Source organism: Streptomyces sp. NPDC000229 (assembly GCF_040300825.1).
In the GTDB taxonomy this organism is placed as follows: Bacteria; Actinomycetota; Actinomycetes; order Streptomycetales; family Streptomycetaceae; genus Streptomyces.
Window position 1 is genome coordinate 1 of sequence record NZ_JBEPEL010000105.1, and the last position, 21,222, is coordinate 21,222.

The 21,222-nt window shown below is 71.4% G+C and carries 28 protein-coding genes; 4 read left to right on the plus strand and 24 right to left on the minus strand.

Annotated elements, in window-relative coordinates:
• From ABT360_RS31905 to ABT360_RS32010, 22 genes are all read right to left on the minus strand, one after another.
• Positions 1-590, minus strand: a 590-nt coding sequence (locus ABT360_RS31905) for a GGDEF domain-containing protein (protein ID WP_351824339.1), incomplete at its 3' end; no start/stop codon positions are given.
• 92 nt (positions 591-682) lie between these two features.
• On the minus strand, positions 683-1,621 hold the full coding sequence (locus tag ABT360_RS31910; RefSeq protein ID WP_351824342.1) for a hypothetical protein: 939 nt from the start codon (positions 1,619-1,621) through the stop codon (positions 683-685).
• A gap of 118 nt (positions 1,622-1,739) precedes the next feature.
• Complete coding sequence (locus ABT360_RS31915) at positions 1,740-2,057, minus strand: hypothetical protein (RefSeq protein WP_351824345.1); 318 nt, start codon at positions 2,055-2,057, stop codon at positions 1,740-1,742.
• Positions 2,058-2,161: 104 nt separating this feature from the next.
• Positions 2,162-2,467, minus strand: coding sequence for a hypothetical protein (locus tag ABT360_RS31920; RefSeq protein ID WP_351824348.1), 306 nt, complete (start codon positions 2,465-2,467; stop codon positions 2,162-2,164).
• A 191-nt stretch (positions 2,468-2,658) separates the two neighbouring features.
• Positions 2,659-3,165, minus strand: a complete 507-nt coding sequence (locus ABT360_RS31925; protein ID WP_351824351.1) for a hypothetical protein — start codon at positions 3,163-3,165, stop codon at positions 2,659-2,661.
• Between the two features lie 128 nt (positions 3,166-3,293).
• Complete coding sequence (locus tag ABT360_RS31930; protein ID WP_351824354.1) at positions 3,294-3,587, minus strand: hypothetical protein; 294 nt, start codon at positions 3,585-3,587, stop codon at positions 3,294-3,296.
• On the minus strand, positions 3,584-3,829 hold the full coding sequence (locus ABT360_RS31935; RefSeq protein WP_351824357.1) for a hypothetical protein: 246 nt from the start codon (positions 3,827-3,829) through the stop codon (positions 3,584-3,586). The genes ABT360_RS31930 and ABT360_RS31935 overlap by 4 nt, the downstream gene beginning before the upstream one ends.
• Positions 3,830-3,848: 19 nt before the next feature.
• Positions 3,849-4,277: an RRQRL motif-containing zinc-binding protein gene (locus ABT360_RS31940; protein WP_351824359.1), complete on the minus strand. Its 429-nt coding sequence runs from the start codon at positions 4,275-4,277 to the stop codon at positions 3,849-3,851.
• 153 nt (positions 4,278-4,430) lie between these two features.
• Positions 4,431-5,180, minus strand: a complete 750-nt coding sequence (locus ABT360_RS31945) for a hypothetical protein (protein ID WP_351824362.1) — start codon at positions 5,178-5,180, stop codon at positions 4,431-4,433.
• Between the two features lie 104 nt (positions 5,181-5,284).
• On the minus strand, positions 5,285-5,947 hold the full coding sequence (locus tag ABT360_RS31950) for a hypothetical protein (RefSeq protein ID WP_351824365.1): 663 nt from the start codon (positions 5,945-5,947) through the stop codon (positions 5,285-5,287).
• A 113-nt stretch (positions 5,948-6,060) separates the two neighbouring features.
• Positions 6,061-6,369, minus strand: a complete 309-nt coding sequence (locus ABT360_RS31955; protein ID WP_351824368.1) for a hypothetical protein — start codon at positions 6,367-6,369, stop codon at positions 6,061-6,063.
• 2 nt (positions 6,370-6,371) lie between these two features.
• Positions 6,372-8,801: a DNA translocase FtsK gene (locus ABT360_RS31960; RefSeq protein ID WP_444852360.1), complete on the minus strand. Its 2,430-nt coding sequence runs from the start codon at positions 8,799-8,801 to the stop codon at positions 6,372-6,374.
• Positions 8,802-8,943: 142 nt separating this feature from the next.
• Positions 8,944-11,034 carry a hypothetical protein gene (locus tag ABT360_RS31965; protein ID WP_351824371.1) on the minus strand — a complete coding sequence of 697 codons (2,091 nt, stop codon included), beginning with the start codon at positions 11,032-11,034 and terminating at the stop codon, positions 8,944-8,946.
• 353 nt (positions 11,035-11,387) lie between these two features.
• Entirely contained in the window at positions 11,388-13,148 is a 1,761-nt protein-coding gene (locus ABT360_RS31970) for a DUF2637 domain-containing protein (RefSeq protein WP_351824374.1), read from the minus strand.
• Complete coding sequence (locus ABT360_RS31975; protein ID WP_351824377.1) at positions 13,145-13,405, minus strand: hypothetical protein; 261 nt, start codon at positions 13,403-13,405, stop codon at positions 13,145-13,147. The genes ABT360_RS31970 and ABT360_RS31975 overlap by 4 nt, the downstream gene beginning before the upstream one ends.
• 228 nt (positions 13,406-13,633) lie before the next feature.
• Positions 13,634-13,831, minus strand: a complete 198-nt coding sequence (locus tag ABT360_RS31980; protein ID WP_351824380.1) for a hypothetical protein — start codon at positions 13,829-13,831, stop codon at positions 13,634-13,636.
• A 148-nt stretch (positions 13,832-13,979) separates the two neighbouring features.
• Positions 13,980-14,294: a WhiB family transcriptional regulator gene (locus ABT360_RS31985; protein WP_351824383.1), complete on the minus strand. Its 315-nt coding sequence runs from the start codon at positions 14,292-14,294 to the stop codon at positions 13,980-13,982.
• Between the two features lie 161 nt (positions 14,295-14,455).
• Positions 14,456-14,638, minus strand: coding sequence for a hypothetical protein (locus tag ABT360_RS31990; protein ID WP_351824386.1), 183 nt, complete (start codon positions 14,636-14,638; stop codon positions 14,456-14,458).
• 82 nt (positions 14,639-14,720) lie between these two features.
• Positions 14,721-14,897 (minus strand): hypothetical protein, encoded by a 177-nt coding sequence (locus ABT360_RS31995; RefSeq protein WP_351824389.1) that lies wholly within the window; start codon positions 14,895-14,897, stop codon positions 14,721-14,723.
• A gap of 139 nt (positions 14,898-15,036) precedes the next feature.
• Entirely contained in the window at positions 15,037-15,696 is a 660-nt protein-coding gene (locus tag ABT360_RS32000; RefSeq protein WP_351824391.1) for a hypothetical protein, read from the minus strand.
• 262 nt (positions 15,697-15,958) lie between these two features.
• Complete coding sequence (locus ABT360_RS32005; RefSeq protein WP_351824394.1) at positions 15,959-16,285, minus strand: hypothetical protein; 327 nt, start codon at positions 16,283-16,285, stop codon at positions 15,959-15,961.
• A gap of 39 nt (positions 16,286-16,324) precedes the next feature.
• Complete coding sequence (locus ABT360_RS32010) at positions 16,325-16,636, minus strand: hypothetical protein (RefSeq protein ID WP_351824397.1); 312 nt, start codon at positions 16,634-16,636, stop codon at positions 16,325-16,327.
• Between the two features lie 313 nt (positions 16,637-16,949).
• On the opposite strand from ABT360_RS32010, the gene ABT360_RS32015 reads away from it, so the two are divergent.
• From ABT360_RS32015 to ABT360_RS32030, 4 genes are all read left to right on the plus strand, one after another.
• The gene (locus tag ABT360_RS32015) at positions 16,950-17,495 is read left to right on the plus strand and encodes a UTRA domain-containing protein (RefSeq protein ID WP_351824400.1); all 546 of its coding nucleotides are present in this window, start codon (positions 16,950-16,952) and stop codon (positions 17,493-17,495) included.
• Between the two features lie 3 nt (positions 17,496-17,498).
• On the plus strand, positions 17,499-18,263 hold the full coding sequence (locus tag ABT360_RS32020) for a GntR family transcriptional regulator (protein ID WP_351824403.1): 765 nt from the start codon (positions 17,499-17,501) through the stop codon (positions 18,261-18,263).
• Positions 18,264-18,534: 271 nt separating this feature from the next.
• Positions 18,535-19,572: an AAA family ATPase gene (locus ABT360_RS32025; protein ID WP_351824406.1), complete on the plus strand. Its 1,038-nt coding sequence runs from the start codon at positions 18,535-18,537 to the stop codon at positions 19,570-19,572.
• A gap of 53 nt (positions 19,573-19,625) precedes the next feature.
• Complete coding sequence (locus ABT360_RS32030; protein ID WP_444852361.1) at positions 19,626-20,135, plus strand: phosphotransferase-like protein; 510 nt, start codon at positions 19,626-19,628, stop codon at positions 20,133-20,135.
• Positions 20,136-20,142: 7 nt separating this feature from the next.
• Here ABT360_RS32030 and ABT360_RS32035 read toward each other — a convergent pair whose 3' ends face one another.
• Together ABT360_RS32035 and ABT360_RS32040 are read right to left on the minus strand one after the other, a co-directional pair.
• A complete protein-coding gene (locus ABT360_RS32035) occupies positions 20,143-20,982 on the minus strand; it encodes an NAD(P)-dependent oxidoreductase (protein ID WP_351824412.1) in 840 nt (279 codons plus the stop codon).
• A 4-nt stretch (positions 20,983-20,986) separates the two neighbouring features.
• Positions 20,987-21,222, minus strand: a 236-nt coding sequence (locus ABT360_RS32040; RefSeq protein ID WP_351824415.1) for an HAD family hydrolase, incomplete at its 5' end; no start/stop codon positions are given.

The window sequence follows — 21,222 nt, forward strand, 5'->3', positions numbered from 1 at the left end:
AGGATGGCGCGGCCGGAGTGCTTGCCGTCGTACAGGGCGGCGTCGGCGGCCCGCTGCAGAACGGACAGGTCGCGGCTGTCGAGGACGTCGGCGGCCGCGGCGCCGACCGAGGCGGCGACGTCCACCACCTGGCCGTCGTCCAGGATGACCGGCGTGTGCAGCATCCGGACCAGCTGCTTCAGGCGGTGCGCGCGGCGCGCGGCGGGCAGCTCCAGTACGACGGCGAACTCATCGCCTCCGAGCCGGCCGACGGCGGCGCGCGGGCCCGCCCATGCGGTGAGCCGGACGCCGAAGGCTGCCAGGATGGCGTCCCCAGCGGCGTGCCCGAGGCCGTCGTTGATGTCCTTGAAGTGGTCGGCGTCGACCATGACCACAGCCACGCTATCGCCATGGCGAGCCAGGAGTCGCCGGGCGCGAGCGGTGTAGGCATCGCGCCGCAGCAGCCCAGTGAGCGGGTCGCGGCGGCTGGCGGCCAGACGGCGGTGCAGGGCGATGGCGTGTACGGTCCAGCCGGTCAACGGAAGTGCGGCGGTGGTCAGTAAGAGTGCGCGCTGCCCGAACCGGGCGCGTACGCGCGGGACGGAGTCCATACTTGGGTTCTCCCTCTCGTCTCGTGCGGGATGGGTTGGCCCGGGACAGGCGAACTGGTTTGGACGCCTTGAGCGCCTGTCCCGGGGCGTAGCTACTGTGCGAAGTCGCTGTCACCGACGATGCCGGTCTCGCACAAGAACGCGTCGTCGTGACGCACCCCGCGCGGCCACAGCCCTACGCAGGGACGGTTATCCATGATCACGTGACCGTTCTCGGTGAGCGCGCGGCTGAACCAAGTGAACGGCCGTACCGCCAGCGCGACTTCGCGGCCGTTGTCCCGGATGGGACTGAGCGTGCACGAAGACCAGGCGCCCGGCACGGTCTGGCCCTGCTCGTCCGTGGCCTCGCCGAGGGCGCCGATTGTGACGAACTCCAGGCACGCCTCGCAGTGGCAGTGCGCCCGACGTTCGGTCCCAGGCGGGTGCGCTCGACTGCCCCAGCGCGGCCAGTGTCCGGTGCGCGGCAGCCAGTCCGCCCGCCTGGCCCGCCGGGTGCTCTCGCGGCAGGACAGGCAGGTCGCCGGGGCGGATCCCCCATGCTTGGCGATCATGCGTTCATACAGGGCACGGGTCGGAGGCAGCCGCCAGGTGATCCATTCGGCGCCGTATCCCCAGTCGGGCCGGCCCTTGCTGTCCGTGTGTGGCAGCAGGTCGGGCCCGGTCGACGCATCGAATGCCTGCTGGTAGAGAGAGCCGCTCACCATTGCGGTGTCCCCGCGGGCGTCGGCAGGCCAGATACCCCCGGGCAGGGCAGCGGCGATCACGGACGCGGCTTGTTCGGCATCCGCACGCTGGTAGTAGCGGAAGCAGGCGACTTCGTGACCGTCCGGCGTGGAGATACGCCAGGACTGCCATCCCTCGGAGGCAGGACCCTGCCGGTACGCGCTGCCCTGCTCCACCGCCAACGGTCGATGCCAGCCGGTGTGGACGACCAGGCCGCCCGGCTGCAGCCAGCCGGTACCGGCTTGTACGGGCCCGGGCACCTGCCCCGGTACCGCCGGGGTGAAGGAGACTTCCGCTGGCCGGTCCACGACACCACGCGGATGCTCTATTTCGGGCATGGGTGATCCCTTTCGTCTCGTGCGGGATGGGATGGCCCGGGACAGGCGAACTGGTGTGGACGCCTTGAGCGCCCGTCCCAGGGCGTAGCTACTTCTCGCGGCTCGTCGAGCCGAACAGCGGGCCGGTCAGGTTGTGGGGGTCGACCCAGCGAGTGGCCGTGGCCTGCTCCCACTGCAGGACCCAGCCGGGTCGCAGTCCCCTGGCGGCCCAGCCGCCGGTGCCGGACGTGCTGGGGATCTCCCGTCCGGCCGCATGCAGCAGCACCGCCTGGTCGTACGCGTCGTGCGCGGCCTTGAGCGCGTCGCCGGGGCCAGCGGCGCGGCCCGTGAAGACGTGCAGGCCGCGGACAGTGGGGTCGTCGGTGCGCTGTATGGGGACGTCGACCTCCCAGTAGGGCAAGGGCATGTCCCTCCTCCTTCCTGTGCGTTGCTGAGAGACCACCGCAACCGCCCCGGCCCCGGCAGGCACGCGGGGTCGGGGCGGCACGGAGGGCTCTCAGAGCAGGCGGGTCAGGTGGCGGTTTCGATGGCGTCCCGCAGGTGCGTACGCGCCTTGCCCAGCAGCACCTGCTGGTCGCCGGGCTCGCTGGTCAGTGCGTCGGTGAGGTAGCTGACGGCGGAGTCCAGTTCCTCGCTGGCGTCCTGCCAGTTGCCGACGCTGGACGTGGCGAGGACGTCGCGGACTTCTTCGACCAGGTCGATGAACTTGTTCCGGGTGATGTCGCGCGGCGGCTCGTCTCCGATGAGGGCGGCAAGGTCTGCGGCGAAGCAGTCACGGAGCGCAGCGAAGGTGTCGGCCTTGGTCTGGACGGCCACGGTGGGCCTCCTTGTCAGTAGTCGAACCGATTCGTGATGGGGATGCGCAGGTCATCGGCGCTGGAGGGACGGTGCGGCGGTGGGCGGCGAGACCGGCGCCCCCGCCCTGGATGCGCAGGTGGCAGTCCTGGCAACCGCGGAACCAGTCGTCACCGTCCGGAAGGCCGGCCGGGGTGAGCGGGCGCGGTCGGTCACCGGGTGCTCGCCTTCGTGGTGGCGATGAGCGCGGCGATGGTCTCCCAGCCGTGGTGCCAGGTGCTGTCGAGGTGGAACGCGCCGTTCATGCCGAAGTCGGCCAGGCGGTAGAGGCTCTCCTTGCCGGTCTTGGTGGCGAGCTTCTCCAGGACGCCCTTGCCCGGCACCCGGCGGTCCGCGATGTAGTGGGTGCCGAAGGACAGGGCGAGCGCGGCTGCGGCCGCGCCGGGGTGGACCTGGATGCCCAGCGCGCGGGCACCCAGCCCGGCCACGATCGCCTGGGTGGCGGTGTAGGTGAGGCAGTGGTGCAGGCACGCCCGGCGGCCATCGGTCGTGCCGTGCGTCGTCTTCTCCTTGGTGCGCGGGTCCTCGTAGGTGACCGGGGCCTCGTCGGAGGCGCCCTTGACCCGGGCGCAGAAGTCGTTCTGCACCCAGAAGTCTCCGACCGCGCTGGCGGCGCGGGTCAGTCCGAGCAGGGCGGCGAAGACGGCGGGGCGCAGCACGATGGGATCTCTCCTGATCTCGAAGCGGGTGAAGGAGGCAGGGCGGCTGGCCCTTTGCCGATGCGCGGCCGCCCTGCACAAGTGCTGTCGCCCCGGCCGCTGTCGGCCGGGGCGATGGTGTGTGCGGTTCAGAAGGGCGGCTCGTCAGCCCAGGGGTCACGGACCGGCAGGAGCCGGAGCCTGCGTGTCGGGCGGTCCCAGCACCAGCACAGCTCGCCGCCCGGGTACGGGCCCTCGGACCACCAGCCGCCGGCGCCCTTGCAATCGGGGCAGCGCGGGCGGGGCTTGGGGGAGAGCCGGATTTCGTGCCGATTGGCGGTCAGGTCCCAGCAGCCCGCCTTCAGCGCGGCGGCGGCCGCCGTGGCGGCGAGCGGGACAGCGGCGGCGAGGAGCAGGGCGGCGCGCAGACGGCGGGCGGTCACGTGAGCGGGATGGCTCGGCAGGCGGCGGCGTGGTTGTTGGCGTCCGGCCGGATGCAGAAGAGGAAGTCCTCCTCGGGCCGGTCGGAGGAGTCTCCGCAGCCGTGGCAGTCCCAGCGGTTGTTGTCGGAGTGCTTGCCGGGGCCGGTAACGTCCACGTACGAGCCGCCAGCGGTGATGAACCGGATCAGCAGGTTCTTGGTTCGGTCCGGTTCGGTGAAGGCGGTGAGGGTGGCGGTGCTCATGGGCGGTGGTCCTCTCGGATCAGGCGGCCAGCAGGTGCTTGGCCGGGGGAGCGATGTAGGAGGCGGGGTCGGCGGGCGTGCCGTCGTAGCACTCCAGGCAAGACCCCAGGGTCTTGAGCGGGAGGCAGTGGAAGTAGCGCCGGCCGCAGGGGCCGGGGCAGGTCTGGCGTGCTGCCATCGCCTTGTCGAGCGCGGCTTCCTTCGCGAGGGTCATCGGGAGCTTCGGCTTCGCCAGGTCGATCCGGTACAGCCACGCCCACCGCTTCCCGCCGCGGCATTCGATCGGGGCGACGGGCTCGTGGCCGCCGGGGCGCAGGCCCATCTCCCGCAGTTGGCGGCGGGTCGCGAGGTTCGTGCGCCCGGCCTGCTTCCACCGGAAGACCGGTAAGGAGCCGTCGCCGGGGTCGTACGGGTCGACGTCGACCAGGTCCTGGTCCTGGTCGGCCATCACCTGCTCCAGGTGCCGGGGAGTTGGCGCTGGGGCAGCGGGTAGCGGGGGCCGGGGATGGTGGAGCTCAGGCCGGTCGGCCTGCCCGGTCACCGGCAGCCGGGCCGCCCGGGTGCGGGCGGCGGCGGCCGGTGGCCAGGCGGAGCGACCGGATCAGCGGCCCAGCTGGCGGACCTTGTCCGGGGCGGGGCCGCCGGGCTGGGCCGGGATGTGGATCTGCGGCTGGACCGTGATCTGCGGGGCGCCGGTGTGCACGGAGGAGAAGACCCGCGGGCGCAGGTTCAGCCCGCGCAGGGCGAAGGCCGAGGCGAACGTCCAGGCGAGGACGGCGATGGCGGTGGCGACAGTGCGCGAGGTGTCCGGGGTGGTCGTCCAGACCATCGCCATGCCCGCGATCCCCCAGGCCGTCCACGTCAGCCGGATCCCGTTGCTGCGGGTGATGAACCCGGCGATCAGGGAGGACAGGCCGGTCACCTGCCACAGGGTGTAGACGGTGGAGGCGCTGATCGGCAGGCCGGCGGAGTGGGCGGCAATGTAGGAGCGGACCGGTTTGTCGATCGTGGCCCACACGCCGGTGGAGGTGTTGTCGCCGACCTGGACGTTCGGCACGGCGGTCAGGATGCGGTGCGCGGCGTCCAGCAGGACGTCGACGGCGCCGTTGAAGAGCAGGACGACGAACGAGAACACGGCGATGGCGGCGACGGCCTTGATCCAGTTGGCCATGCCGTGCCATCCCGCGTCGGGCGCGCGCCGTACGTCCTCCCACAGCTCGTGGAGGGTGCCGCCCTCTTCCCACGCCTCGCTCCACCAGGCGCGGGCTTCGGAGAGGCGGGGCTCCTTCTTCGTCGACGCCGCCTTCGCGCGGTCGTTGTCGGCGGCCGGGGTGGGGTCGTTGGGTGCCAAGGTGATGCTGCTCCTTGTCGAGACGGTGGTGGTGCGGGCCGGGGGGCCTGTCCCGTCCCCGACGCCCGGAGCGGGCGGGGCGGGGGCGAGGCAGGCAGCCCGGCTCATCCGTGGAACTTGTTGCGCCGGAAGACCGCCTTGCGGATGTTGACCGTGGTGCCGCCTGCGCCGCTGCCGCGCGAGGCTCCGCGTACGGCGAGCGCGAGGAACACGAGGACGAACAGCCCGGCCACGCTCATCACGACCTGGCCGGTCGCGGTGAGGATGGCGGGGAGCTGGGCGAGGGTCGGGGCGGCGGCGCCGACGCCGACCCCGGCGAGCGCGATGCCGCCGCCGGTGGACAGGGCGAGGGCGCTGTACTTCCAGACGAAGGCCGGGACCGCGCGCTGAGGCTGTGCCGGGGCAGCGGGCGGGAGGACGTACGCCGCCGCAGCCGGGGCTGGAGCCGCGATCTGTGCCGGAACCGGGGTGAGGGCGGCGTGTAGGGCGGCCTGCTGGTACTGGGCTCGGATGTGCTGGAGGGCTTCCTCCCTGCGGACCAGGTCGTAGACCCGGGCCATGTACGCCTCTTCGGTGTAGAGGCCGGCCGCAGCGTGGGGGGCCGGGGTGGGAAGGTCTCCGGGCCGCCCGCCCGGGCGGGCATCGGGGAAGAGGGCCCAGATCTGCTCCAGGCCCTCGTAGAGCAAGCCCCCGGTCGGCATGCCGGTGGTCGGCGGGGCAGACATCTGCTGCTGGTGTTCGGTGAAGGTGAGGTCGCGGGGTTCCACGGGGGCTCCTTGGCAGGGGAGAGGGTGGTGGGGAACGCGAAGGACCCGCCCGGCCGGGATGGCTGGGCGGGTCCTTGGGGCCCGGGGTGGGCTGTGAGACGAGGCGGCGGAGGTCAGCCGAGGCTATAGAAGGCGAGGAACGCGGCAGCGAGGACGCAGCCGGCCTTGGCCCACCACGGGCCGACCTCCCAAGCTCCCCAGAGCAGGGCGAGGGAGGCGGTGCGCAGGCCCCAGCGGGCGAAGAACCCCAGCGGCTGGTGCTGCTGGAGCTCCTGGATCTGCTGGGTGCGCCGGTCCATCTCCGCCTGGAGGTGCGCGCGGGTGACCGTGTCGGCCGGGTCGGTGTTCTTGAACGTCTCGCTGTAGCGGTGCCGTTCGGCCTCCAGGCGCTCGATCTCCTCATCCGCTGTCTCGAAGGACATGGTCACTCCTTGGTGTGCGAAGTGGCGGCGGCCACGAGGCCCATCGCGCCCAAGTCACGGGCGCTGAAACCAAGTTCGTCGGCGAGCTTCATCATTACCACCTCCTGGTCCTGCGTGGAGACGCGGATTTCGCGCGCCTTGGAGCCGTCGGAGGGGCCGACGATGTCCCGCTGGTGGAGGAAGTCCATCAGCTGCTCCGCGAGGGTGAAGCCGATGCGGAGCTTGCGCTGGAGCATCGAGGTGGACCCGAACTGGGTGGACACGAGCAGTTCGACGGCCTGGAGGACGAGGCGGCCGTCCAGGCCCTCAGGCAGCGCCGTCCGGGCCGGGTCGTCGGGAGCGGTGCTGGGCTGCTGGGCGGCGGCCTCGCGGGCGATGTAGCGGGTGTACTGCCCGGAGTCGTCCTTGATGGCCTTGCCGTCCTCTGCCCACTTGATGAGCCAGCCGCCGACCGTACGCGGCGCCGGGGTGGCGTCGTCGCCCAGCAGCTGCTTGAGCATCTCGTGCAGCGCCTTGGGCGTGTAGCCGGTTTCGCCGGCGGCGACCAGGAGCTCCCAGCCCTTCTCGCGCGGGTCGACCGGGCGGCTCGGGCGGGGGAGCGGCGCCGCCTGCGGGGCGGCGGCCGGGGCCAGAGCCGGGGGGACGGCGATCGGCCCGGCGGTCGGGTCGAGGCTGGCGTTGACGGCGGCGAACAGCTCCGCCGCGCCGCCGAAGCCCTCGAAGCCCGGCGGCACCGAGGCGGCCGGGGAGGCCTTCGTGGTGCCGGCCGCCTTGGGCGTGGCCGAGTCGGAGGAGAGCAGGGTGGAGGCGTCGATGATCTCCCCGGCGTTGTCGATCGCGTGCTGCGCGGACTCGGTGAGCTGCTGGCCCTTGTAAAGCTCCGGCAGCGTGCGCGCCCACCGCTGCGGGTAGAACGCGCCGCTGTCCACCGACGCGGACAGCTGGTCCAGCTTGGGCCGCCGTGCGGCGGTCGCGGCGCAGATCTTGTCGGTGAGCTCGTCGACCAGGCGCCACACCTTCATCGCCGTGGGCTTCTTGGGCCCGAGGCGGGTGTGCATCGTCCACCCGGCACCCGCGACGGGTGCGTCCTTCGGGTCGATCTTGATGTAGCCGGGGAAGAGGTACGCGAGCTCTTCCGCATCGGAGACGGTCATGCCGACGCGCCACTTCGCCTGGATCTTCATGGTGGCGGTGACGACGTCCTGCGTAGCGCGCAGGCCGCAGACGAGGTTACGCACGCGCATCGCGCGGCCTTCCTCGGCGACCTTGTCGAGCATCTCCTTGACGTCGAACGGGAGGGAGGCGGTCTCGTCGGTGAGGATGACAATGCCAGGGATCTCGCGGGAGATCGGCAGCTTGTTGTCGGTCTTCTTCTCCCGCATCAGCTGCTGGTATCCGGCCTTGCGGGCAGCGATGATCTCCCCAGCCATGCGCAGCATGAGGCGGGCTTCGTCCTCGGTGTGGGCGATCCAGTCGACGATCGGCGCGGAGGCGAGGCCCTCGGTGGCCCACGGGGTGATCCACGGGAGGGCGACGCCGCCGCCGGTGATGTCGATGGCCCAGATCAGCGCGTCGGGCATCCGGGCGAGCTGGGCGGTGACGACGCGCAGCGTGTTCGTCTTGCCCGCGTCGGTCTCGCCGATGAGGATGCCGCAGTCGTTGCAGAGACTGCCGAGCGCGGGCTGACCGTTGCGGTGCAGGCCGAAGGGGAACCGCTCGGTGAGCGTGAGCTCGGAGAAGTCCTCCGGGTAGTTGATGTCCTCGCTGATGACGTCCTTGAGGGTGACCTCGATCAGGATCGTGCCGCGGTTGGCGCCGGGGAAGATCTCGACACCGCAGCCGTCGGGCAGGCGCAGGTCGGCGGCGAACTTCGGGCCGTAGCCGTTCAGGTCGTCAGCCGTCGTGCCGCCGGAGGGCAGGTCGATCTCGACGGTGTAGCCGACCTTCCCGGGCCAGTGCTGGACGTCCTTGCCGACGCAGTTCTCGACTCGGGCCACGCGCTGCATGCGGTCTTCCCAGTCGCGCAGGATGCCGACGGACTCGCGGCGCAGCTTGAGCAGCCGCTTGCGCTCGGAGCGGGTGGACTCCGAACGGGTCGCGGACGCGTTCGCGGCGATGCCGACGGCGGCAAGTCCCAGGCCGGTCGCCCAGCCGGTGGTGGTCAGGGGCGCGGTCGCCAGCGCCCAGGACGCCCATCCGGCGGCGGTGAGCCAGGACAGGGCGCGGGTGGTGAGGGTGCCGATCGTGGTGCCTTCGCGCAGGTCGTGGACGGCGCCGGCGGCGGCCGCGCCCCCGAGGGTGATGGCGGCGGCCTGCCAGGGCAGTCCGGTGATCGGGGCGAGCATCACCATCGAGGCGGCGGTCTCGCTGGCGTATCCGAGGAAGGTGGTGTGGCCGCTGGGCAGCGACCAGTCCCAGTGACGCATCGACATGGGGAGGTTCTCCGTCCTGGTCAGAAGGCGGGGGCGGGGCAGCAACAAAGTGGATAGGCAGCAAGGGAGCCGGTGGCCGGCCCCGCGGTTCGGGGACGGCCACCGGCTCCTGGTGGTGCGGGTCGTGCCGGGGGTCGAAGGGTCAGCGGGGGGTGTTCCACATGGACTCGGCAGCCGGGCCCTTGCGGGGGTTGGTGTTGTGGTTGATCTCCAGGCGGTGGTCCTCGAGGAACAGCTTCGCGGCCATGTCGGCGTCGTCGGCCGCCGCCCGGATCATCGTGACCAGCGTGCCGAGCTCGTCGGTGACGCGGTCGTCGACCGGGTACAGATCGCGGGTGCGCTGGTGCAGGGCCTCGGTCGCGTCGGCCAGGGCGTTGAGCCCGTAGCCCATGCCCTGGTACTCGGAGCCGACCTGCATCATGTGGACCGGGTCGAAGGTCCGGTAGAGCACGGCCATCAGGACGCAACCCGACTCGATCCGGCCGGGCTGGAACATCGCGGCCTCGCCCGCCGCCACCCCGGTCGGAGTGACGTTCCACATCCACTCGTTCATCCTCGGAGCGACGATCCGCTCGATGTCGAACGCGTGGGCGAAGCGGAACAGGACGACCATGTTCTCGGCCCGCGACGCGGCGTTGACCAGTCGCTGCGCCGCCTCGGCGAGCTTGGCGATGGCCCGCTTACTGCACGGGTACTTCTGGTCGGAGTTGACGGCCATCTGCTGCACGGCCATCGCCGCGGCGCGGATGCCGTTGGGCAGCCCCGCGTACTCGGCAGCGACCTCCATCATGCTGGTCGGGCTGTAGCCGGTGTACGCGGAGTGCATGGCGCGCATGGCGAGGGCGAACTTGGAGTTGTTGCCATCCAGCACGGTGGTGCCGGCGGCCAGAGAGGGTCCGGTCACGTCGGTGTCCTTCCGAGGGTCGTTGACGGTGAGGTTGAGCTGGTCCGCCTTGGCTTCCCTGTCGTGGCGGGCCTTGGAGCGGCGGAAGAAGAACCGCCAGATCCGTCCGGCGGTCCGGACGGGGAAGGCGAACCCGGCGAGCGGGTCGCGGTGCTTGGTGAGCAGGCGCCAGGTGCCCCACAAGATTCCGAGGGGCAGCGTGAGCAGACCTCCGAGCCCGGCGAGGAACCCGGCCCCTGCACAGCGGGCCCAGTGCCCGAGCTTGCGGGCGGCGGTGCGGCGCATCCGGTACAGGCGGCCCGACGCCGCCCCGGCCTTGGTGCCGGAACCGCCGGAACTGCCGGAGCCCCCGCCCTTGCCCTTCTTGGAGCGGCGCAGCTTGCCCGCCCAGCCGCGCATCTTCTGCATCGCGCGCCCGAGGCGGGACTTCGCCGGGGTGGTGCCCTTGCCGCCGGAACCGGACCCCGAGCCGCTGGAGCCGCCGGACGAGCCGGTGCTCCCAGAGCCGCCGGTGCCCGCGCCGCCGTTCTTGCGGCGCATCTTGTTGCCCCAGCCCTTGAGGGTCTGCCACGCCTTGCCGGTACGGGACTGCTGACCGGCGCCGGCCTTTCCGCCGCCGGTGCCCTTGGGGGTGTTGGCGCCGGGGCTGGTGGCTCCGCCGCCCAGGCCGCCCTTACCGCGGCCCCCGCCCCTGCCGAGCAGACCGCCCAGGCCGCGGTTCTTCCCGGACCCGGACCCTCCGGTGCCGCCGCCTGCGGCGTGACGGCCGCCTCCCGGCCGTCGTCCGGTGCTGCTACCCGTGGAGCCGGTGCTGTTCATCCTGCCGCCGGTGCTGTTCATTCGGCCGCCGGTGCCGTTCATCCGGCCGCTGCGGTTGTTCATGCGGCCGCCCCCGGCGCCGCCGCCTCCCCGGCCGCGACCACCGCCGCGCCCGAGCAGGCCGCCCTTGCCCCCGCCCCCACCGGCCCGGCCGGAGCCGCCGCCGGAACGGTTCGCGGCGGCGGCCTTGCGGGCGGCGGAGACCTTCGAGCGCTTCTTCCGACCGGCCAGCGCAGCAGCGGCGACGGCCACTCCGGCCGCGCCGACGGCTACGAGACCGGGCATTCCGGCGACACCGTAGGCGATGCCCGTGGCGATTCCGGTTGCGTTCGTGCCGTGGACGATGAGCGGCAGCGCCTGGGGGCGTCCGCGGCTGGTCCTCTTCTGCTCCGGAGCCGGGTCCGTGGCCTGGGAGGGCTCGGTGACGACGGTGTATTCGGAGGTGTCGGTGTCCTCGGTGGTGGTGCCGCCGGCGTCGGTGCCCGGGGGCGCGGTCGCGGTGTCTGCCACGACGGCTCTCCTCACAATGCGTAGCGGAGAGGAGAGGCGAGGCGACGCGGCGCGAGCGCTGCGACCCCCTGTCACCCCCGGTTGGAGGGTTCAGCAGGGGGCTGGGAGGGGTTTCCCCTCACCTCGCCTCGCTTCGCCTCGCCTCGCCGCTACTTTCCGTAAACGACGGGTCGGGGGTGCGGATGATGCTTTCCGGGCGGCTGGTCGGCCCGGTTCGTGCTGGGTGGAGCTGGTGACGCGGTCGGCCTGGCGGCCGCGGCCGGCCCCGCCGCCGACTCGTCCGGCAGTGCGCCGGGCGGGCGGTGCGAGGGGCGACCGTGGGGGCCAGGAGGGCCCTCAGTTCAGATTCCGTTTCAGGCTGCGGCCTGCTCCGGAGCCTCGTCGCTGCCGCCCTTGAGGAGTTCGACGGCGCGGGTCTTGCGGTCCTGCGCGGAGCCGGTGGAGATGCCCAGTTCGTCGGCGATGACGCGGACGGTGACCGCGCTCTCGCCCCGGGCCTGGATCATCGCGACGACCCGGTGCACGTCCCATTCGACCTGGGACATACGGGCCAGCGCGGCGGCTTTGACCGCACGGGCCTCGTGCTCAGCGGCACGCGCCCGGCGTTCCGCGGCCTCCTCGATCGCGGCCTCCTCCCGGGCCTTCGAAGCGGCGATCTCCTCCCTCTCCAGCTGCTCCTGCTTGGCCGCGTTCAGCGTCGCGGCGCGGTGTTCAGCCTCCTTCCGCTCGTGTTCAGCGGCCTCTTCCAGGGCCTTCTTGGCCGCCGCTTCGGCCTCCGCCCGGCGCTGCTCCTGCTCGGCGATGCCGGCCTTGCGGGCGGCCTCGTCGCGCTGGGCGCGGGCGGCGGCATCCGCCTGGATCCGGCGCTCGGCCTCGGTGGCCTCCGTGACCATCTGCTGCTTCTCCAGACCCCAACTGGCCTGCACCTTCTCCCGCTCGATCTGGGCGAGGGTGCGGCGCTTCTCGGTCTCGTCGGCGAGCTGCTGCGCTTCGGCAGCGGCCTGGTCCTCGGCGAGCTTGAGCGCGTGCTGACGCTTCGCTTCGCGGAGTTGAGCATCGGCTTCGGCGCGCTGAATCTCCGCCTGAGCCTCGCGTTCCGCTTCGGCGCGGGCGATCTTCAACCGGCCCTCGGCGCGGATCTTGTCGACCTCCGCCTGAATGCGCGCGGCTCCGAGTTGAACATCGGTCTTGACTCGTTGAATCTGGGCTTCGGCGCGCTGAACGTCGGCCTGAGCCTCCCTCACGATCCGCTTGGTCTCCTCCTCCAGCGGCACCGCGAGGGCACGCTCCACGCTGAACCCGAAGGGCGCCAGCTTGAACGGCAGCAGTTCGTTCGCCGTCGCCGCCTTGCGCCAGCCCCGCGGGTCGTTGTCGTACTTCTGACGCAGGCCCTCGCGGTAGATCCGCAGCTGCTGGTGCTGAGCGGCGACCTCCTTGTACGGGAGGTTGTACAGCCGCATCCGGCGGGCCAGGCGGGGCGTGGTCAGCGGGGAGAGGATCCACCGGGTCAGCGGGACCGACCCGAGTGGAGCCTCACCGGCCAGCAGGTCGGCCATCCGGCCGATGTAGTGACGAGCGGCCTCCACCGCGATGATGAACAGCACCGGGATGACGCCGTGCATGGACGCCGCCAGCGGGTCGTCCGTCCACGGCCCCTTCGGGGCGGCCGCGTTGAACGCCACCGTGGCGGCGGTCAACCCGTGGGCGGCCCAGCGCAGGATCGGCAGCGGCATCCGCTTGCGCATCATGTAGAGGTCGAGCGCCAGGAGCACGAGGATCCCGGCGTCGATCCCGACGGGGAACGCGTAGGAGAAGAGACCGAATCCCTTGTCCTCCGCGAGGTTGCGCAGGGTGTCGTAGGAGCCGGTGAAGCCGATCCCGGCGAGGACCAGGCCGCCGACTCCGGCGATGACCGCGAGCAGCCGCATGGCGCGCGGGTCGTCGTCCGACTCGGTGCCGGCCTCCGGGGCGTCGTCCTGCTCCGGCTCCTGGTCGTCGCTGTGGTCGTGCTTGTCGTCGGGGTGGTCGGCCGGGGCGGGGACGTCCCAGGAGCCGGCTTCGTCGTCGCCGTCCGGGCGGATCACGTCGGGCTTGCGGAAGTCGACGGCGGTCATGTGGTGCTCTCCGGGTCGTCGGTCGGGATGAACGGATCGAGGGCCAGGCCCACGCACAGCCGGACCGCGCCGAACACGGCGAGGCCGACGGCCAGGTGCAGGCAGGTGGGCCACAGGCCGTTCGCGAACAGGTCGAACAGGGCCAGGACGGTGGCGACCAACGCGGTGAGCGTGGCCAGCATCGCCGCGAGCGGGCTGCGCGCCACGTACGTGTCGTCCGTCGTCTTGTCGGGGGCCGGGGCTGCGGTTGTACTCACCGGGCACCCCCGCTGGTAGCGTTGACCATGCGAATCGCTCCTTGTCAGCGGATCGCGAGAACAAAGGAGAGGCCCCCTCGCACGGGGCCTCTTTCCTTTGCCGAGCCATCTCCGGCTCTCCGGCTCCGCCACGGCCTGGTCGGTCGTGGCGGAGCGGGAGAACCGCCGGCCCCGGCACGGAGGTCGACTCCGGCCGGGGCCGCGGCGGGTGGTGCAGCACCGCGCCGGTCAGTCGCGGTGCTCCTTGAGGTACTGGGCGAGCTGGATCTTCACGCTCGCCATGCCGGTGTAGGCGTTCATCGCCGCCCACACGCCGTGGTTCTCCTCAGCGCGTCGGAGCAGCTGGTACGCCTCGCCGACCAGCTCGTCGGGGTCGGCGTCGATGCGGCGCAGCGGGCCGGTCAGGCGGGCGAATATCCGGGCCATAAAGGACTCCTTCGTGTTCTCGCTCCTGGACTGTCACCAGGAGCAGCGGGCAGATCAACGGAGCCGCCCGGGGGGCGGGCGGCCGATGTGCGGCGGTGCTGCGGAGCGGGCGGCGAGTTGGCCGACGCTCCCGCCGAGCGGGAAGCGGTCAGGCGGCGTTGCGGGCCCGGTTGCGGGCGGCGCGGCGCTTCATGGCGCGGCGCTCCTCCTCGCTCAGGCCGCCCCAGACGCCCGACTCCTCGCCCATCTCCAGCGCCCACTGGAGGCAGGTCTCCATCACGGGGCAGCGGCGGCAGACGGCCTTGGCCTCCTCGATTTGGAGCAGCGCCGGGCCGGTGTTGCCGATCGGGAAGAACAGCTCGGGGTCTTCCTCGCGGCACGCGCTGGCCGCCCGCCAGTTGGTGTTGACGGGCAGGTCAGCGGAGGGGGCGTAGCAGGTGCGTACGATGGACTCGCGATTCATCAGGGCCTCCCAGAAGGTCCAGAGCAAGAAGTCAGCCCCGGGGTGGCCGCCCCGGGGCTGTTGCGTGGTGTGGCGGCCGGACGGCCGGAGCGGGCGGGAGCTCCCGGCGCTCTCCGCCGGCCCCGCCCGGGAAGGCGCGGGGACGACGGGCAGGGCCGGGTTCAGCGCTGCTTCTGACGGGCGGTGTAGGCGTCCTGGAGACGGGCGAAGCGCTCGTGGATCGGTGTACCGACCTCGCACGGCTCGTCGGCCTGGCAGACCGCGCAGCCACCGAGGTGGGTGGTGGAGTCCTCGAACGCCTTCATGTAGCGGACGAACAGGTCGTCGGTCGGCCGGGCGCTCATCGGCGGTTGGCCTCCGACCGCTTGTTCTGCTCGGAGTTCTTGCGCGAGAGCTCAGCGCGCTCGTCGTCGGTGAGGGCCGTGATCACGCCGCCACCTCCCAACCGACGGGTGCCGGAGCGGCGTCGGGCAAGGCCCACAGGACGACGTCGATGCGTACGGCGTCCTCGGGCTCGTAGCCCTTGGAGTCATCCTCGCGCTCGATGTCGTCGATGATCCCGGCAATCGGCCGCGCCACGGGGCGTGCCATGCTGTGCTGCATCAGGTCCTCCAGACAGGTCCTGGACAGCCCCGGGGGCCCAATCCCTGGGGCTGTCGTCGATCTGGCTGCCGTACGAACAGCCACGGCCGTCCCCACCAGGAAGAGCAAGGTGGGGACGGCCGTGGGCGATCGTCCGACGTCAAGCGGTGCGGGCCATCTGCTCCCGAGCGATGCTGGTCATCCGGGCGGCGAGCTTGCCACCGGTGTCGCACGGAGCGCTGTTCTTACACGGCGTGCAGGACGCGCGGTGCCCACGGAACGCGGCGCGGATCTGACCGTAGATCGGGGCAGCCGGGGCGGCAGCGATCTCGGTAGTGCGGCGGATCCGCTGGCGCAGCTCGACGACGCGCGCGCAGCGGCCGGCGCGGCAGCGGGGGCAGTCGCTCTGCAGGTGCTCGGCGAGCTGCTCGCGCAGCGGGCGGGTGGCGGCGGGCATCTGGACCGGCGCGGGCGCGGCCTGGGGGCGGGGCTTGCGGATCGGGCGGGCGGTGCGGCGGCCGGCGGCCGTGGTCTCGGCCGCGAGCAGGCGCTCGGTCCACTCCTCGGGGGTGATGTCGATGACGATGCGCTGCGCGCTGCCGTCACAGCGGCGGCCGCCGGACGGCTTGTCGCCGAAGTAGCGGCGCTCGGTCCTCTGAACGGGCACACCATCGCGGTGGGGCAGGATCATCGACCTCTTGAGGCGGTGCCAGGTGTCGCAGTCCGGGCAAACCACGAGGATCGGCTCGTTCTCGCGGAGGCTGAGGTGTTCGGGCCGCATCTGGCTGGCCTTGAGGGGGGCACGTCCGTTGTGACGCATCTCGTCTCCCTTGCTGTTGCGTTCTCCGCCCGCCGCAGGCCGCCCCCGTGGAGGCGGGCGGTCTGTGACGGACAGGCAGCGCAACGGCTGCGGGTGGCGCACCTGGCTGCTGCTCTCGGGGGACCGCGTCGTACTCGTCACCCCGGCCGGCGTGTAAGCGGCGGACAGCCAGACGTATGAAGTTGAGGGGCTGGACCGTGAGGTCCGGCGCCCACCACCGAGGCCGTGCCGCGGCGCGGCCCCGATAGAAGGCGTCGAACGATCAGCCGGCCAGGCGCCGCATCTGCGCGAAGAGCACGGCCTGGTCGGTCTTGCCGCTGCGGGCGGTGCCGCCGATGAGGCCGGTGCCACCGATGAAGAGGTGGAGGGTTCCGGCGTCGCGGTGCTGGGCCAGGTCCTCGGCGGTGGCGAGGTCGACCACGACCTTGTCGCCCTCGGCGTGACGGCCGAGGACGAACCGGCCGGTGGCGATGGCGTCGGCGAAGGCCGGGCTCGTGGCCTCCAGCGTGTGCTCGTAGCTGTCGAAGTCGGCGGCGGACCAGGTGGTGACGTCGCCGTGCGCGGCGCGGAAAGCATCCGGGGTGTGCATCGCGATCGGGTCCTCTCGGTTCGGCGGAGCGGCGGGTGGTCAGGCGGCGAGCGGGGCGGCGGTCACGATGCCGCGCGAAGCGGACACGGTCGTGTTCGCGAGGTTGAACTCGGAGGCGTACGGGACGAGGACGTCGACCAGGCGCTCGCGGACCAGCGCGGTGACGGCCGGGTCGGCGGCGATGTCGCGGGCGGCGGCCAGTCGGTTCTCGCGGGCCTCGACCGCCTCGATCGCGGCGTAGATGTCCAGGCCGTCCAACTGCTCGTGGGGCAGGGCGCCGGCCTCGTACATCTCCAGCGGCGTGCCGAACGCGACGTCCAGGTCGACGTTGCCGAAGTCCGGGAGCTCCACCTCGATCGCGTTCAGGAGCGCGATGGTCTCGGCTCGAAGACCTCGTGGGCGAGGCCAGCGGTGGGGCGGCGGGTGATCTTCACGGGGTAGAGCTCCTTTCGGTAGGGGTCCGCCGTAGGGCGGGACACCGTCGTTCAGATGCACTAAGGCAGGCGGAACGAGCGCCTCCCGGCGGCCTGTCCCTTCCGGGTCGGCCCGTATGAGACCGTAAGGCCATGAGTCTTAAGGTGGCAAGGCTTACGGTGCACCGCGCTGGTTCAAGTCGCAGAGCATTAGGGTTCTGGCACAGGTCGGCCGGCTGAGAGGAACGAGTGTGAGCAGCGATGACGCATGGATCGGGGACGCCCAGCCGTACCTCACGCCACGCCGGGAGGGGGAGCGCGATGCCTGGAGTTCGGAGGCCGCTGCACGTGGGCACCGCGGCACCCAGCGGTTGCTTGCAGTGGAAGAGGTCGACCCTCCGAGCGCCGTACGAGACTTCTTCGAGATGGGCCCGGAGGAGAAGGCGGTAGTCCGCCGCCGGCTGATCCTGCTTGATGGCGAGCCGGTCGAACTCGCCGACTCCTACTACCCCGCGCGCATTGCGCGCGGCACGCAGCTCGCCGAGGCCGGAAAGATCCGGGGTGGTGCCGTCACACTTCTGGCGACCATGGGGTTCACCCCGGAAGACAGCCCGCTTGAGGATGTCGCTGCTGAGATCGCCTCCCCCAGCCACTGCGAGGCGCTGGGCCTGCGACCGGGTTCGCCCGTCCTGACCTTGACGCGCTTCACCAGGTCCACCACCGGAGAGCCCATGGAGGTGAGCGTCATGACGATGACCCGGCACCTCCGTTACCGACAGAGGAAGGAGGCGAGCTGAGATATGGCGAGGCCGTTCACAGACCCAAGGTCGGCTCACCAGAAGATCGCGGCACGACTGCGGCGGCAGATCACGCGGGGGGACCTGCGCCCTGGAGATCAGCTGCCTTCGACGCCAGCCCTGATGGAGGAGTACGGCGTCGCCGGTACCACGGTGCAGAAGGCGCTGCAGATGCTCAAGGAGGAGCAGCTCCTGGTCGGCCAGCCAGGCAAAGGCGTCTTCGTGCAGGGCGGCACCCAACGATCCATTGCGCCCGAGGTCTACATGGCTCCTGCGGGCGAGGGCCAGCCGTACCGCTGGATCAGCGAGGCGGAGAAGCGCTCGCAGCGGGGCTCCGTGACGCTGCTGGAGGTCGAGATCGTCACGCCGCCATACGAGGTTCGCCAGGCCCTCGGCCTCGACGACGACGGCCGGGCCCTGCTTCGCAAGCAGATCTTGTTCCTGGACGACGAGCCCACGGAGCTGACGCGGTCGTACTACCCGCTTGAGCTGGCGGAGGGGACGGCCATGATGGAGCGCCGGAAGATCAAGGGTGGGACCCCAACCCTGCTCGCTGGCCTCGGCTACCCGCCCGTCTCGTTCGTCGACGAGGTCTCCTCGGAGATTCCCACCGAGGAAGAGGTGATCGCGCTTGAGCTGCCGAAGGACATGCCGGTGATGATGACGTTCCGCGTCGTGTACTCGAGCAACGAGCGCCCGATCGAAGTGTCCCTGCTGGCCAAGGCCGCTCACCGGTACCGCATGCGATACACCGTCAAGGTTCCCTGACGGCACTCCCTCACGGCCTCGCCCATCAGATCGAGAACCTCCTCCCGAGACCTTAAGCGCGAGCGGCTTAAGGTAGTAGTCTGGTGTGGCGCTCGATCGTTCCACCGTGCTGTGCCCCCCTCAACGCGTCGCTTTGTGGGGGCCATCACACTCGTTCCGGCGAGAACGGAACATCACAGCGGCTTGTCGAAGCCTATGCACGCTGCCGTACACAGGTTTTCAACATCCGTGTACACACGGGATTTCGGGACGCAGCTCTAGGCTCGCGGCCATGACGACGACGGAGGGGACCAGGGTGGGAAAGGACCGCGTGGGGTGGCGGCCGGACAAGCTGCGCGAGCAGCGAGAGGCCCACGGCCTAACCCTGGAGAAAGCCGGCGAGCGCCTCCGAGCAGTCGCCGAGCAGGCGCAGCTCAAGGGCATCCCGGCCGCGCATCCTCAGACCCTCTGGCAGCACGAGACAGGCGAGGTCTACCCCGGCCCGCACTACCGGCGCGCCTATTGCCTCCTTTACCGGGCGACCGAGCCGGACCTTGGTTTCCGGAACGCCCTGCCCGGTGAGGAGACGTCCTTCAAGCTGACGCCGCTAGACGACCGCATCACGGGCGCGCACGTTCTGGCCGTTGAACGGGCTGTCCACCGCATCGCGCCAGGCTCCGATGAGGCCGACCACGTCGCATTGCAGCAGCGGATCATCGACGCGTGGAAGCGCCGACACACGGGCGGCGACCCCCACCGTCCCGTACTCATTTTGGTCGGCGGGTTCGCCGGCAGCGGGAAGACCGAGCTCGCCCGCTTCTTCGTTCAGCTCACCGGCTGGCCGCTGCTCGACAAGGACCCGCTCACCCGCCCGCTCGTGGAGCGCCTCTTGCTCGCGCTGGGCGGCGACGCGAACGACAGGCACACCGAGCTCTACCGCGAGAAGGTCCGGCCAGTGGAGTACGACTGCCTGATGCAGTCGGCCATGGCCAACATCAAGTGCGGCATCTCCACGGTGTTGACCGCGCCGTTTATCGCCGAGATGACCGACCCGGCTTGGATGCAGCGCTTGGCCAACCGTGCAGGCTCGATGGGTGTCGACGTCTTCCCGGTTTGGGTTCGCTGCGACGAAGAGTCGATGCGCGAGTACATCGGCTTCCGCTCTGCGGCCCGGGACGCGTGGAAGCTCCAGCGGTGGGACGAGTACATGACCACGATCGACCTTGACTTGCGCCCGGCGGTACCGCATCTGGTCGTCGACAACCGAATGGGGGCCGCGGTGTCGCTCGCGGACCAGGCTCGGCAGGCGATGGGGGCGATGTACGCGTGAGCCAGCTGAAGGGCGTCGTCCTGTACGGTCCGCCAGCGGTGGGCAAGGACACCATGACCGCAGCACTCGCCCAGCTCGACCAGCGGTACAAGCAGTTCGCACGGCTCAAGGTCGGCGCGGGCAAATCCGCTGGCTACCGGATGGGCACGTCGGAGCAGCTGGCCGCGCTCGAAGCCGCGGGCGACGTCGTCTACGCGAACAGCCGGTACGGCAACACCTACGTCACCGACCGACCGGGCCTCGACGCGGCGTTCGCGGCCGGAGTGCCGGTGGTGCACCTGGGGCAAGTCGACGGCATCCGTGCCCTGCTCGACGGCTACCCGGCCGACTGGACGGTGGTGCTGCTGTGGTGCCCGCGTGAGGTGACCGCACAGCGGTCCGAGCGCCGGGGCGACGCCGACACGACGGCCCGCCTGGCGGCGTGGGACGCTACCCGCGAGGACCTGATCACGCACCCGGGCATGGTCTGGGACCTGACCGTGGACACGACGGAGACCTCGCCGGGGGAGTCGGCGCGGCTCATCGACCAGCTGGTCCGGCGGACGGGAGCGGCGCGGGCATGAGCGCGGGCTACGGCTGGGCTAGCTGCTCCAGGGCGTCAGCGACACTGAATTCGCTGTCGTCCTTGGCGTCGTGCCACCGTGCCAGCGTGGACGCGGCCGCGCGCAGCATCTCTGGTGGGAGGCTGGCTGCGGCGAGCGTGTCGGCAGCTTCCTCGAGCTCCGGGCCCCAGCGCCAGGCGCGCGTCGCCACCTTGGGGATGTACGCGGGCTCGGCCAGGTACGAGGTGCTGCGCCGGGCGGCGACCTCGAGGAGCTCCTGGTCGACGTCGTACTGGCGGGCCATCCCGGTGGCGAGCGCCGCGAGCACGCGGGACGCTTTCTGGTACGCGGTGTACGAGAGCTTGAGCGCGGACGCCTGCCCGGCCTTCGTGCCGAGCACTTTCGTACGGACCGCCGTGCCCGCGAAGACCGTTTCCACCGTGGTGGTCGCAGCGGTCGGCCCGGACAGGTACAACGTCGGCGTCTTGCCGCGTACGGGTGGGGAGCCGACCACGGCGCCGTCCACGACGGCCGCGGCTGACTTGAGCAGCCCGGCAATCCGTACTGTGCGTTCGGGGCTGATGGCGTTCGCTTCCACGTACACCCCGGTGAAGGCGTGCCCGGCGACGTCGCCGGCCAGGCCCTCGGCGGCGGCCGGCGGGCAGAGGCTGATGACGATGCCGCTGCGGTCCAGCAGCTCGCGAAGCGTTGACACCGGGGTCAACCCGGCCTGCTCGGCGCGCGCCGCCGATGCGGGGCTGCGGCCCTGCGAGCACCACAGGACCTCGGCTGCGTTGGTCGCGGCGCAGGCGGCGACGGCGGCGCCCATGCTGCCGGGGTGGAGGATGCCGACGGTCGGTTGGTCCACGGTGCTACTCCGAGGTCTCGTTGAGCAGGATGGTGATGGCGTCGGTGACGTCCTCGACGGCGCGGTCCGCAGGCGGGAGGCCGTCGGGCCAAGGGCGGCCGCGCAGCCAGATGGTGCGCAGGCCAGCCTGATGGCCGCCGCCGATGTCCCCGGCCGGGTTGTCGCCGGTCATCCAACCCCCGTCGACGAGGCTCAAGCCGCAGCGGGAGGCCGCGAGTTCGAAGAGCTCCCGGTCGGGCT